Annotated in this window: 13 protein-coding genes and 2 riboswitches; of the genes, 4 read left to right on the top strand and 9 right to left on the bottom strand. The window is 61.8% G+C overall.

The features are described 5' to 3' along the window. Positions 1 to 181: 181 nt before the first annotated feature. The gene (locus P3T16_RS22075; protein ID WP_429257402.1) at positions 182 to 625 is read right to left on the bottom strand and encodes a CBS domain-containing protein; all 444 of its coding nucleotides are present in this window, start codon (positions 623 to 625) and stop codon (positions 182 to 184) included. A gap of 266 nt (positions 626 to 891) precedes the next feature. Here P3T16_RS22075 and ribA point away from each other — a divergent pair, with 266 nt between their 5' ends. Then, on the top strand, positions 892 to 1,539 hold the full coding sequence (ribA, locus tag P3T16_RS22070) for a GTP cyclohydrolase II (protein WP_429257403.1): 648 nt from the start codon (positions 892 to 894) through the stop codon (positions 1,537 to 1,539). 78 nt (positions 1,540 to 1,617) lie between these two features. On the opposite strand, the gene P3T16_RS22065 is transcribed toward ribA, so the two are convergent. Next, complete coding sequence (locus tag P3T16_RS22065; protein ID WP_429343857.1) at positions 1,618 to 1,824, bottom strand: hypothetical protein; 207 nt, start codon at positions 1,822 to 1,824, stop codon at positions 1,618 to 1,620. 27 nt (positions 1,825 to 1,851) lie between these two features. Further along, complete coding sequence (locus tag P3T16_RS22060; protein WP_429343856.1) at positions 1,852 to 2,745, bottom strand: NAD(P)H-binding protein; 894 nt, start codon at positions 2,743 to 2,745, stop codon at positions 1,852 to 1,854. Positions 2,746 to 2,931: 186 nt separating this feature from the next. Here P3T16_RS22060 and P3T16_RS22055 point away from each other — a divergent pair, with 186 nt between their 5' ends. Then, positions 2,932 to 3,804 (top strand): helix-turn-helix domain-containing protein, encoded by an 873-nt coding sequence (locus P3T16_RS22055; protein ID WP_429343855.1) that lies wholly within the window; start codon positions 2,932 to 2,934, stop codon positions 3,802 to 3,804. Positions 3,805 to 3,857: 53 nt separating this feature from the next. Here P3T16_RS22055 and P3T16_RS22050 read toward each other — a convergent pair whose 3' ends face one another. Further along, the gene (locus tag P3T16_RS22050) at positions 3,858 to 6,341 is read right to left on the bottom strand and encodes a GcvT family protein (protein WP_429343854.1); all 2,484 of its coding nucleotides are present in this window, start codon (positions 6,339 to 6,341) and stop codon (positions 3,858 to 3,860) included. Between the two features lie 325 nt (positions 6,342 to 6,666). Here P3T16_RS22050 and P3T16_RS22045 point away from each other — a divergent pair, with 325 nt between their 5' ends. Further along, positions 6,667 to 7,473, top strand: coding sequence for a DeoR/GlpR family DNA-binding transcription regulator (locus P3T16_RS22045; RefSeq protein WP_429343853.1), 807 nt, complete (start codon positions 6,667 to 6,669; stop codon positions 7,471 to 7,473). 3 nt (positions 7,474 to 7,476) lie between these two features. Here P3T16_RS22045 and bluB read toward each other — a convergent pair whose 3' ends face one another. From bluB to cobA, 5 genes are read right to left on the bottom strand one after another with little or no spacing between them, the layout of a single operon-like run. Beyond that, positions 7,477 to 8,166 (bottom strand): 5,6-dimethylbenzimidazole synthase, encoded by a 690-nt coding sequence (gene bluB / locus P3T16_RS22040; RefSeq protein WP_429343852.1) that lies wholly within the window; start codon positions 8,164 to 8,166, stop codon positions 7,477 to 7,479. After that, positions 8,150 to 9,448: a cobyrinate a,c-diamide synthase gene (locus tag P3T16_RS22035; protein ID WP_429343851.1), complete on the bottom strand. Its 1,299-nt coding sequence runs from the start codon at positions 9,446 to 9,448 to the stop codon at positions 8,150 to 8,152. The genes bluB and P3T16_RS22035 overlap by 17 nt, the downstream gene beginning before the upstream one ends. Positions 9,449 to 9,451: 3 nt before the next feature. Then, on the bottom strand, positions 9,452 to 10,054 hold the full coding sequence (gene cobO, locus P3T16_RS22030) for a cob(I)yrinic acid a,c-diamide adenosyltransferase (protein ID WP_429343850.1): 603 nt from the start codon (positions 10,052 to 10,054) through the stop codon (positions 9,452 to 9,454). A gap of 41 nt (positions 10,055 to 10,095) precedes the next feature. Next, positions 10,096 to 10,473 carry a cobalamin biosynthesis protein gene (locus P3T16_RS22025; RefSeq protein WP_429257412.1) on the bottom strand — a complete coding sequence of 126 codons (378 nt, stop codon included), beginning with the start codon at positions 10,471 to 10,473 and terminating at the stop codon, positions 10,096 to 10,098. Beyond that, a complete protein-coding gene (gene cobA / locus P3T16_RS22020) occupies positions 10,470 to 11,210 on the bottom strand; it encodes a uroporphyrinogen-III C-methyltransferase (RefSeq protein WP_429343849.1) in 741 nt (246 codons plus the stop codon). The genes P3T16_RS22025 and cobA overlap by 4 nt, the downstream gene beginning before the upstream one ends. Before the next feature lie 166 nt (positions 11,211 to 11,376). Beyond that, a riboswitch (cobalamin riboswitch) is annotated at positions 11,377 to 11,603 on the bottom strand. Between the two features lie 75 nt (positions 11,604 to 11,678). After that, positions 11,679 to 11,947, top strand: a riboswitch (cobalamin riboswitch). A gap of 109 nt (positions 11,948 to 12,056) precedes the next feature. Here cobA and cobW point away from each other — a divergent pair. After that, entirely contained in the window at positions 12,057 to 13,139 is a 1,083-nt protein-coding gene (cobW, locus tag P3T16_RS22015; protein WP_429343848.1) for a cobalamin biosynthesis protein CobW, read from the top strand. Positions 13,140 to 13,141 lie beyond the last annotated feature (2 nt).

The following is a 13,141-nucleotide window of genomic DNA, read 5'->3' as shown; positions in this document are numbered from 1 at the left end:
AACAGCCATGGAACAGGGCGCGCCGCTGCGGCACGCCTGACCGGCCTTCGCCAGTGGACGTGCTGACGCCCACCGGCGAAAGCCGGCGTAACTTACATCGACGAACCTCCGCCGCCCGACAGGGTGGCTTCGCCCAACCCTTCCGGTTTGGGCTCTTTTTCGTCGCCGGGCGTGAGGCAGGCTACGTTGGACGTTCTCCGGTGATGTACAGCTCCAGTTGCCGGATCGTGAACTGCTGCTCCTCGATGATGTTCTTCACCAGATCGCCGATCGACACCATGCCGACGAGTTTTTCCTTGTCGATCACAGGAAGATGGCGCATGCGGAAGTCGGTCATGATCGCCATACAGTCCTCGGTCGTCTGCTCCGGGCGCACGAAACGCACCGCGCGGCTCATGATGTCGCGCACGGGCGTCGCCTTCGACGACCGGTCCATCAGCACGATCTTTCTCGCGTAATCCCGCTCGGTGATGATTCCGGCGATGCTGTCGCCTTCCGTGACGACCAGTGCGCCAATCTGTTTTTCCGCCATCAGTTTGATCGCGTCGTAGACGGAATCACCTGTTGAAACCGTGTAAACGGTGTTGTGTGGCTTCGTTCTGAGTACTTGTGCAACGCTTGTCATGGAGCGGCTCCGTATCGCAATGCAGCACGTCGGTGGGTGGCGCGCTGTCGTGTGGACAGGCTATTCCAGTATAGGCGTCGTCTGGTGTTGCGTATGACGTGTGGCGCTTTCGGCCGAAGCACGGGGTTCTGTGGGGTTGTATCGATGCCCGATGGCGATTAGCGGTAAACTCCAGTCCAACCTTGATCCGGTTTCAACGCCGGAATCGATCTCCGGGTTTCATCCCGGCCATGCACCGGATTTTGCCAGCATCCTTGTCTAACGCCATGTCCACGCCTCACGTACCGTCCACGAACTGCGCATCCGACGATAGCGAATGCGTCGTGCTCGACGCCACCGCTACGCTTCCCACCCGCTACGGCACGTTCACGTCGTATGTCTTTCGCGTCGTCGAGAACGGAGCCGAACATCTCGCGCTGGTGATGGGCGACGTCACGACCGGCAAATCGGTGTTGACGCGCCTGCATTCGGAATGCCTGACGGGCGACGTGCTCGGCTCGTATCGTTGCGACTGCGGCGAACAACTCGATCAGGCGTTGCGTTATATCGCCGCCGAAGGGTGCGGCGTGCTGCTGTATCTGCGCGGCCACGAAGGGCGCGGCATTGGCCTCAGCAACAAGATCCGCGCGTATGCGCTGCAGGAGCAGGGGCGCGACACCGTCGAAGCCAACCTCGATCTGGGTCTGCCCGATGACGCACGTGAATACGATTCGGCCGCGGCGATTCTGCGTCTGCTGAAGGTAACGTCAGTGCGGCTGATGAGCAATAACCCGAAGAAATTCGACACACTCGCGAAACACGGCATCCCGGTGTGTGAGCGCGTAGCGCTGGCCATTCCAACGCGCGAGGAAAACGAGCGCTATATCCGGACCAAGCAGGTCAAGTTCGGGCACTACTTCGAAGAAAACGAATAACGTCGCTTCATTTGGGCACGTGCTGTGGCGCGCGTTGCCGGTTATGCCGGTAACGCGCGCCTTGTCGTTTACGGTGCATTAATGGAGAAAGAAATCGTCGTTGCTGTCGGGAAGTTGTGCCAGCAGGTCGCGTAGTCTGCGCCAGGCGGTGATGCCTGTGATGCTTAGTGCGAATGCCATCGCCTTGCGTCTTGTGATGCCGGCAGGTTTAGCTTTACCCACGGGTCGTTTCGCTGACGGCGGCTCCGCGGCAAGCAACGCGTTCGACCGGTTGCAGGCATGCATGATGCGACTCCAGAAGGTTTCGCCGGTTTATTGGGCGAGCGATGCGACCGTATTGACGATCGGCGCGAACACTTCCGCAAGCGAAGTGGTACCGAAGCGCCGTTCGGTTGCGTGTGTTTCGATATCGATATGGCCTGCGTTGTGGGCGTCATATAGATCCATGATGAGATTCGCGTGGTTCTCGCCCAGACCGGCGCGCGTCAGGGCGGCCAGCCATTGCTCGCGCGGCAGTTCGCGCGCGACGATCTCACGTCCTGTTTCTAGTTGCAGCACGCGCGCGATATCCAGCGGCGAGACGCGCTGCATCGCTTCGATGCTGACGATGCGTGTTGCGCCAGCCGGTGGGCCCTCGCGCAACAGCGTCGCGGCTTCGGCGCCGACATCCTGCGCGGCGACCATCGGAAAGCGTTTGCTGAGCGGGTGATGCAGGCTTGGCAGCACGCCGGTGGAGAGCGCGACAGGAATCACGCGCGACCAGTTCTGAATGTGTTCCGCCGAGCGAAGCAGGGTGAGGCGCGGCGCACTCGATTTGAGCTGTTGCTCAAGATAGTGAAAGAGACGTGTGATGCCGGTATTCATGTCCAGTTCGGCGCCGTAGTCGGAAATGGCGAGCACATGCGACGGCGGGTTAGCGCGCAGGGCCTGCGCGGCGACATCGATCGTGATGCGCATGACCTGTTCGGGGTCTGCGTGACCGGACGGCACCGGACACAGCATCTGCACGGCATGTGCGCCCTTGATTGCCTTCGCGAAGGACGTGAGATCCGTCAGGTCCGCGAGCGCGATTTCACATCCGAGCGCGGCAAGCGCTGCGCCCTGATCCGCGCGCCTTACAACGGCCCGCACGGGAAGACCGGCTTCACGCAGCCGGGTAGCGGTGAGACGGCCTGCATTTCCTGCTGCTCCAAAGATGACGAACACGTGGCACTCCTGGTCGACGTTGTGGAGCCATCATGGACGCGCGGCGGAATCAGGATGCACATGCACGGATCGGTTTGAGCAGATTCGGATGATTTTCTTCGACGTGTTGCACGGTGACGAACATCAGCAGATCCGCCGGAATGGCATCACAATGAGCGCACGGATTGCCTCCTGGAAGGAAACGCCATGAATGCTGCGCCCCCATTGCATACGCCACCTGCCGGCAGGACGATCAGCCTGCGTTCGAGCGCGTCGCTGGGCTGGCGAGGGTTCGGCGCGGAGTTGCTGGGCATAGCGGCGGGGCCGCACCGGATTCCGGGCACGCCGTATCACCGTGTTGGCGTGCATGTTGGCACACCGGTGAGGGCACGCTGCCAGTGCAACGGCCGACGCGTCTCACGGATTCAGGCGCACGGCGACATGGACGTGATACCGGCGGGCCTGGACGGCGAATGGGCGGACGACGCTGACTGCACGATATTGCGGATCTGGATTGACGATGCGTTTGCGCGCACAACAATGGAGCAGCTGGACGTGAGCCCTTCGCGGGCAGCGTTTCGCCCGCAGTTCCAGCTGCGCGATCCACGCCTGCAACATCTTTCGTGGGCATTGCGAGCAGAACTGGAGGCGGACGAGACATCTGACGCGTTGTACGCAGAAAGCCTGTGCACGGCATTGGTGGTGCGACTGATCGACGGCGTTCCCGAGCGCGACGACCGCAGACGCACGCTGGCGCCGCATATGGCGACACGGGTAATCGAATACATCGAGAGCAATCTTGACCAGCGACTCACGCTAACGGAGCTCGCGGACGTAACGGGCTTAAGCGCACCGCACTTCAAGGCGTTGTTTCGGGAGACGTTGGGGATGCCGGTCCATCGGTATGTGATCCAGCGGAGGGTAGAGCGGGCGAAGGCGTTGCTACTGGAGGGACGACTGAGCGTCACACAGATAGCGCTGGAGGCGGGCTTTGCGCACCAGAGTCACATGGCGCACTGGGTCAACCGGCTGCTGGGTGCGCCACCACGCGAATTAGCGAGGGCGGGCCGGCGGGCGTAGATGGACGCGGAAGTGCTGCGCGGTGCGCATTTGCCTACAAGCACGCCCCCACCTTAACCTTTAACGCGCAACCCCTTGGGATCATAAGGCGCCTTAACATGCAGCGTTGCAGACAAAACCTCCCCGGCCAGGTCAACAGAGAACCGTCCACTGGACAAAAAAACCTCATCCACCGCGCCAGCAGAATTCGAAACAAAACCCATAGCAACAGGACACCCAAGGCTGTGCCCAAACGCAGCTGAAGAAACAAACCCGACAACAACGCCATCGCGCAAGATAGCCTCTCCACCCCAAAGCATCCGGTCGCTAGCACCGTCAACAGTAAGCACGACCATCCGCCGCCGCAAAGGCTCATCCCGCAATTTCAAAAGCGCCTCGCGCCCGCGAAAATCAATACCACTTGCCAGCTTGCAGGCAAACCCCAACCCGGCCTCAAAAGGATTCGAATCCGGCGTAAGCTCACGCCCCCAGGCCCGATAACCCTTTTCGATCCGAAGCGAATCGATCGCGTAATACCCGGCGTTCACAAGCCCAAACTCACGGCCAGCGGCATGCAAAGTCTCATAAACACAGACGGCAAACTCGACAGGCACATACAACTCCCAACCCAGCTCACCGACGTAAGTCAGCCGCGTAGCCCGCACGGTGGCATAACCGATATCGACCTCCCGGCTTTGCCCAAACGCGAACGCCTCGTGACTAAAATCAGCTTTAGAAACACGCTGCAATAACGCGCGGGAATTCGGACCCATCACAGCGAGCACCGCATATTGCCCGGTGACATCGACGAGCGTGCAATGTTTGTCCTCTGCAATGAGCTTCTCGATCGCGTCGAAATCGCGCGTGGTCTGCGCTGAACCGGTGACGATCAGATATTGATCATCGGTGAGCCGCGTGAGCGTGAAGTCCGACTCATACGTGCCGCGTTCGTTGAGCATGCCGGTATAAACCGTCGTGCCCGGCGGTACCGCGACATCGTTAGCGACGATGCCTTGCAGCACCGCCTCCGCATCCCGACCTTTCACGAGAAATTTGGAGAACGACGTCATGTCGAAAAGCGCGACGGCTTCGCGACACGCGCGATGTTCCGCGCCGCTCCACGCCAGCCAGTTTTGCTGCCCGAACGCGTATTCGATATGCGCTTCGGCAGGCGTTGGCGCAAAGAAATTCGCGCGCTCCCAGCCCATCTTGCTGCCGAAACACGCACCATCTTCCTTAAGCAGCGCATAGAGCGGCGAACGGCGGAATGGTCGCGCACTGTCGAGTTCCCGATTCGGCCAGGGCATCGCATAATGCAGCCCGAGCGTCTCCTTCACGCGATCGTGCAGCCACGTGTCGTTGCCGTTAAAGCGCGCGAAACGGCGGATATCGACAGGCCACAGGTCCATCGTCGGCTCACCCGCGACGATCCACTCCGCAAGCGCCATTCCGGCGCCGCCCGCCGACGCGATCCCCATCGAGTTGAAACCCGCGCCGACGAAAAAGCGTTTCAGTTCGGGCGCTTCGCCAAGTATGAAATTGTTGTCGGGGGTGAACGATTCCGGTCCGTTGTAGAACTGCCTGACCTGCGCGGTTTCGAGCGCAGGCACGCGCTGCAACGCGTTTTCCATCAGGATCTGGAATTGATCCCAGTCGTCCGGCAGCAACTGGAATTCGAAATTCTCCGGGATGCCGTTCATGCCCCACGGTTTCGCGTCTGGCTCGAAGCCACCCATGACGAGGCCGCCGACTTCCTCCTTGAAGTAGATGAAGCCGTCCGGGTCGCGCATCACGGGCAGATCCGGATGCACGCCCGCGATGCGCTCAGTGACGATGTAGTAATGCTCAGCCGAATGCAGCGGGACGGTCACGCCGCATAGACGTCCGATCGCTTTCGCCCATTGGCCGGCGCAGTTGACGATGACTTCCGCTTCGATCGTGCCTTCCTCGCCGTCCTTGTTGCGCCACGCGAGGCCGCACGCTTCGCGGCCGCCGGACGCCGCAGGCCGCGTGTGGATCGCGGTCACGCGCGTGTTCTCGACGATGCGCGCGCCGCCGCTCCGCGCGCCGCGCGCGAGCGCCTGCGTGAGATCGGTCGGATTCGCCTTGCCATCGCCGGGCAGCCAGACGGCGCCGAGCAGATCGTCGGTGCGCATCACCGGCCACAACTCGCCAGCGTCTTTCGGACCGATCACGTCGCAGTCGACGCCGTATGCGCGCGCTACGGCGGCCGTGCGTTTTAACTGTGTCATGCGTTCGGCTGTCCGCGCGACCGACAGCGATCCGCACTGTTTCCAGCCCGTGCCAAGCCCTGTTTCAGCCTCGAGCCGGGCGTAGAGGGCGGTCGAATAGCGGATCAGTTTCGTCATGCTTTCCTGCGCGCGCAACTGGCCGACGAGCCCGGCTGCGTGCCACGTCGTACCGCACGACAGCTGGCCCTGTTCGATCAGCACGACGTCGGTCCAGCCCAGCTTCGTCAGGTGGTACGCGACGGAACAGCCGACGATACCGCCGCCGACGATCACCACGCGTGCGTGCTGGGGAAGGGTGGTTACCATGTGTCGCGTTCCGTCGATGAATGTGGGAATGTGTGGATATTCGAGGAAGTATGTTGCAGGAGGATGACGGGAAATGCAAGCTGGCGTGGCGAAATACGTGTCGGGCTGCGGTTGTGAGCGTATGTCCGGTTAACGGCGATGAGATGAGATAGGCGGCCTGACCCATATCCACGCGCATTCAGGCGGAAATATAAGGTGGGCAGGTTGAAACACCTGTGATTGTTGATTTATGTTGAAATGCGAGGAATCGGGCTTTCCGCTTTCCCAGACCTTTGCTAGACTGCCCGGATCCAGACCACGTCACTCGTTCCCAACAGCAACGCTCATGTTCCCGACCCAACGCCAGGCTGAAATCATGCGCATCGTGCGGTCGCAGCAGACGTGCACGATTACCGGGCTGGCCAGTCTCTTCGACGTGTCCGACGAAACCGTTCGTCGCACCATCAAGCCGCTGATCAGCGACGGGCTGCTCGTCAAGGTTCACGGCGGCATCATGCTGCCCGAGCATCTCGACGAGCCCCCGTTCCAGCGCCGCATGCAGGAAAACCGTGAGGGCAAGCAGATCATTGCTGCGCGCATTGGCGATCTGATCGAGGACGGCGATTCGCTGATTCTCGACAGCGGCACCACATGCGTTCATATCGCGCAGGCCTTGAGTGCGCATTCGCGCCTGACTGTCGTGACGAATTCCGCCGAGATCGCGCGCACGCTCGCGCCGCGCAACGAAAACCGCGTGTTCATGACGGGCGGCGAACTGCGTCCGGACGATGCATCCGCCTTCGGTGAGAACGTGTTGACGTTTATCCGCCAGTTCCACGTTCGCTACGCGATCGTCTCGGTGACGGCGATCGACAACCACGGCCGATTGATGGATTCCTTGCCGTGGGATGCCGCGTTCGCGCAGGCTGCGTTTGCGCAGGCCGAGCAGCGCGTCGTGGCCGCGGATCACGCGAAATTCGGGCACAGCGCGCTGGTGCGGGCGTTCAACCCAGACGAACTCGATCTGCTGGTAACCGATGCAGCGTTGCCGCCAGAGCCTGCTGAGGCGTTTTCGGCGGCTGGTTTGAAGGTGCTGACTGGTGCGCCGCCCGCCAACGTGGAGTCGGGCGATGCGGCGGCGACGATCGCGTGAGCGTTATCCGTCGTTGAAGTTGCTTTTACCGTCGTCGTTGCCGTGCTCGCCGTTGTCCGGCCAGCAGTTCTCGAACACGCATTCTTCGAGCGGCATGCGCGACGCCCAGCGTTCGGTTTCCAGCATCGGCTGATCGTAAAACGCATCGACGTGGCCTAAACACAGAATGCCGACCGGCTGCGCACCTGCCGGCATGCGCAGCAGCGCACGCACTTCGTCGACGTCGAAGAGCGAGACCCATCCCATCCCGAGTCCTTCCGCGCGCGCGGCGAGCCACATGTTCTGGATCGCGCAGGCAACAGACGCAAGATCCATTTCCGGCAGCGTGCGTCGGCCGAAAATATGTTTCTCGCGATCGTCCATGAGCGCCATGACAAGCAGCTCGCCACACTCGAGCATGCCTTCCACCTTCAGCTTCATGAACTCGTCGCGTCGCTTGCCGAGTGCGTCCGCGGTGTTGAGCCGCTCGCGTTCCACTGCGGCGTGCAGCGCGACGCGCAGTGAAGCATCGGTAATGCGAGCAATGCGCCATGGCTGCATGAAGCCTACGCTGGGTGCGTGATGTGCAGCGTCCAGCAGACGCTTCAAAACGACGGGATCGACCGGCTCATCAAGAAAGTGCCGCATGTCACGCCGCTCGTGAATGGCGCGGTAAACGGCCGCGCGATCCGGATCGCTAAAACGCTTCGCCATGAAAGAGTGCTGCTGTGAAAGCCGGGTTGGAGGGCCAGTAACTGTGCATGTACGTCGCGACGATATTGCCTGCCCGGAACACGGCTTCACCCGGCGCAGCGGATTGCGCGCGGACAGCTGTCGTTAGCGGCGTCATCGTGGTTTCCAGATGTGAGTAGTGGAACGTGTGCCCGGTCATCGCGCCGTGCGTGCCGTTGATCTGCTGCATGCCAAGCGAAGCGAGACGAGGCTGCATCGTCGCGTGGCCAGGCAGCAGGCCGAGCATCGGTGTGCGTGCGCCGCTGGTGTCGGTTAGCGTATCCAGCAAATACAGCATGCCGCCGCATTCGGCAATCAGTGTTTTGCCGGCAGCGGCGTGCGCGCGAATCGATGTGGCGCTTAGCGTATTGCGCGAAAGCGTCTGCGCATGCAGCTCCGGATAGCCGCCGGGAAGCCAGAGTGCGTCGGCAGTTTCCGGCGCAGGTTCATTGGCGAGCGGCGAAAAAAACATGACGTTCGCACCGAGCGTTTCGAGTAGCGTGACGTTGGCGGGATAGATGAACGAAAACGCCGCATCACGCGCAATGGCGATCTGCATGCCGTCGAGCAAACGCGGCAACACCTCGCGTGCCGGCGCGCCAAAATCGACCGGCGGCGGCAGTTCGGCGAGCGTCGTCGTCGAGAGCGCATCGGCCGCGCGATCGATGCGGGCGTCGAGGTCGGCGATTTCGTCTGCCTGATGCAGACCGAGATGCCGGTCCGGCAATTCGATGTCGCTCGTGCTCGCGATGTGTCCCATCCAGCGCAGACCGGAGGGCAATGCCTCTTCGAGCATCTGCGCATGCCGCGGTGAACCGACGCGATTGGCGAACACGCCATGAAACGGCACGCCTGGCCGATAGTTCGCGAGCCCGAACGAGATTGCGCCAAAAGTCTGCGCCATCGCCTTCGCCGAAATCACGCCGACGACAGGCACGTTGAATGTGGTCGCCAGATCGGCGCTGGAAGGCGTGCCGTCGTAAAGACCCATGACGCCTTCGATCAGGATCACATCGGCGTTTCCAGCCGCTTCGGCCAGCAGTGCGCGGCACGCGCTTTCGCCGACCATCCACAGGTCGAGCGATTGCACCGGCGCGCCGCTGGCGCGCGCAAGAATCATCGGGTCAAGAAAATCCGGACCGGTCTTGAAGACGCATACACGCCGCCCCAACCGCGCGTGATAGCGTGCGAGGCCGGCCGTAATCGTGGTCTTGCCCTGACCCGACGCCGGCGCACTGATAAACAGGGCGGGGCACGTGGACATCGCTCAGAATTCCACGCCGCGTTGAGCCTTCACACCCTGCTCGCGATACGGATGCTTGATGATCCGCATTTCGGTGACGAGGTCGGCGGCTTCGATCAATGCGTCGGGCGCATGACGTCCCGTGACGACAACGTGCACCATGTGCGGACGCGCGTTCAACACGCCAAGCACTTCGTCGAGCGGAAGGTATTCGTACTTCAGCACCGTATTCAGTTCGTCGAGAATCACCATCTGATAGTCGCCACTTTCGATCATCCGGCGCGCTTCGTCCCAGCCCTTGCGCGCGGTCGCGATGTCCTTGTCGCGGTCCTGCGTATTCCACGTGTAGCCGTCGCCCATCGTGATGAATTCACAGTGCGCCTGCGCGCCCAGAAAATCGCGCTCGGACGTGTGCAGCGCGCCCTTGATGAACTGCACGACGCCGAGCTTCATGCCGTGCCCGAGCACGCGCACGGCCATGCCGAAAGCCGCGGTGGTTTTTCCCTTGCCGGTGCCTGTATTGACGATCAGCAGGCCTTTTTCGACCGTGGCCGAAGCCTGCTTTTTCTCGTGACCCTCGCGACGGCGTTGCGTCATGCGTTGATGCGATTCGGGATCTGTCTTCATGGCGTGTCCTGGTGCCGGGAGGCGTTCGTGTTGCGTGGAAATCAGTGTGCGGATGCGATGGCGACGGTGACGCCATCGAGCGTGGTTTTGGAGACGATCAGCTTCGCGCCGGGCGATGCAAGAAGTGCGCACGGTTCGCATACGCCGTCGACGCCGAGATGCGCACGGACCGTATCGGAAGGCGTGGGCAGTTCTCCTAGCGCGTCGATCTGCTCGGGCGCAAAGGTGTGCAACAGCAGCCCATGGCGCGTGCAGAATTCGACGAGTCCGGGTTCGCGTGCTTTTGAATCAATCGTTGCGGCCGCAAGCACTTCGTCGAGCGAACGGCCGGCCAGCGCGAGCGCCGCGCGCACGGCGGATTCGATCTGCTGCGCAGATGCGTTGCGTTTGCTTCCGATGCCGACGGTCAGCGTTTTCATGTGCTGTTGCCAGTTGGAAGATACGGCAAGCCGAGCGCGGCCACGCCGCCAATCACGACGATTGCTGGCGAGCCGAGTCCGGCTTCTGCGACTTTCGCGGCGAGTGTATCGAGCGTCGCGCGCACGTGCCGCTGCTCGGGGCGCGTGGCGGATTCGATGGCGGCGCACGGCGTTTCCGCTGGCATGCCGGCTTGCAGCAACGCGGCGACGATGTCGTTGAGTCGACGCATGCCCATATAGACAACCAGTGTCATCTGCGTCGCGACGAGCGCGCGCCAGTCCGGCTCGCCGCTGCCCGCGCCGTGTCCGGTGACGAAAACGACGCCTTGTGCATGATCGCGATGGGTAACAGGAATGCCGATCGCAGCGGGCGCGGCGATACCCGCTGTAATACCGTTGATGATTTCGACGTGAATGCCGACGGCTGCCAGCGCCTGCTGTTCTTCACCGCCGCGCCCGAACACGAACGGATCGCCGCCTTTCAGCCGGGCGACACTGCGCCCCGCGCGCAGATGCGCGAGCATGGCCTCGACGATGCCAGACTGCGCCGTCGACGGCTGCCCGCCGCGCTTGCCGACGTACACGATTTCCGCATCCTTACGCGCGAATTGCAGCACATCGGGATTCACGAGATCGTCGACAAGCACGACGTCGGCTTCGCCTAGCGCGCGCGTCGCCTTGAGCGTCATCAGCTCGACGTCGCCTGGACCGGCGCCGATCAGCCAGGCGCGGCTCATAGTGAGCGGCACGGCGCGCAGCAGCGCGCAGGCCGCGGCGTGCAGTCGGGAAGGGAAAGCCTGGAAGTCGTCATATCGACGGCTTGACGAATAGATGAATCATGCGTTGCCACACGTCAGGCGCCTCATTCCGTCCCCCGCGGATCGGGCGTTCGGCGATCGCAACGGTCGCCCCTTGCGTCTGGCCGGTATCCGGGCTGACGACCGCATGCCGTTCGCCTTCCCACCTGCGCAGCGCAGGCAGTGGCGTTGAATGACATGTGCGGATGCATGATCCGCTGGCCGCTTACCGTTGCGGGGACAGCACAGGCTCAGCAAATCGCTTCGCTTCCTGTTTCCCGTTTAACAGCACACGCGAACGCGTGTGCGGGCACCAAACGCGCGCATACGATATCACAGGCACTCCCTGAAAGCCCGCCGGAGTGCCCTTGCCGCGGGCCCTTTCTTGACGTTGCCACTGCCGAAGCCTACACTCGCACGCACTCTGGTGCTCGCGCGCACGCTCCGTGCGCGCAGTTAAACGGGAAACAGGGAGCCCTTCCTGCACGGATCGGGCCAACCTGTGCTGCCCCCGCAACGGTAAGCGAAGGCATCGCTTAATAGCGATGTAAAGCCGGCTTCAATACATGCACATTACAGCGTGCCTGTATCTGTCCACTGCGCAACGTGTCAAATGCGCGGGAAGGTGAAGCGGCGATTTCGTCAGCCCGGATACCGGCCCGAGAAAAACAGGCAAACGCCGCGGGGATGCGGCGTATCGACCACGATTTCATCGAATGTCCGGTTGCTCCGGGCAAGCCGTTTTTCGTCCCCATCTACTCAACAGTCCACCACCCTGGAGTCAGGATGCAGACGCGCAAGATTCCCGTCACGATTGTCACGGGCTTCCTCGGCAGCGGCAAAACCACCTTGCTGCGGCACATTCTTCAACATGCGGGCGGCCTTCGCGTCGCGGTGATCGTCAACGAATTCGGCGAACTCGGCATCGATGGCGAAATCCTCAAAGGCTGCGGCATCGGGTGTAACGAAGACGGCAGCGAAGCCGAAGGCCAGTTGTATGAGCTCGCCAACGGCTGTCTTTGCTGCACTGTCCAGGAAGAGTTTTTTCCAGTGATGGAAAAACTCGTCGAACGCCGCGACCAGATCGACCACGTGCTGATCGAAACGTCCGGTCTTGCGTTGCCGAAGCCGCTCGTGCAGGCATTCAACTGGCCGCAGATCAAAAACAGCTTCACGGTCGATGCGGTTGTGACCGTAGTCGACGGTCCGGCCGCGGCAAGTGGTCAGTTCGCGGAGAATCCGCTAGCGGTCGACGCACAGCGCAAAGCCGATCCGAATCTCGATCACGAGTCGCCGTTGCACGAACTGTTCGAAGACCAGTTGTCCGCGGCCGATCTGGTGATTCTGAACAAAACGGATCTGCTCGACGAGGCAGGGCAAAGGGAAGTGGAATCACTGATCCGTGAAGAAATCCCGCCGCAGGTGAAGGTTGTGCGTGCACACATGGGACAGCTCGATCTGCACGCACTGCTCGGTCTTGAGTCAGCTTCCGAAGACACCATTCATCTGCGCCACGACCATCACGGTTCCGCCGACGACGCCGATCATCATCACGACGAGTTCGATTCGGTAGTGGTCGAGGCGAACGTTTCGTCGCGTGAGGCGGCGATCTCGGCACTGCAGGGCCTCGTCGAAAGCCACACGATTTACCGGGTCAAAGGCTTCGCGGCATTGCCGGGCGCAGCAATGCGTCTTGTGATTCAAGGCGTCGGACGACGCTTCGACAGCTATTTCGATCGTCGCTGGCAGGCCGACGAAACGCGCGCGAGCCGCTTTGTACTGATTGGCGAAGACCTCGATCAGGCCGCATTGCAGCAGGCGCTCGATGTCGCTCTGAGCGACAGCCGCAACGTCGTGCAACAGGCGTAAAT

The sequence above is a fragment of the Paraburkholderia sp. GAS42 genome (genome assembly GCF_050436565.1).
GTDB lineage: Bacteria > Pseudomonadota > Gammaproteobacteria > Burkholderiales > Burkholderiaceae > Paraburkholderia.
This window is presented reverse-complemented; position numbering and strand designations above follow the sequence as displayed.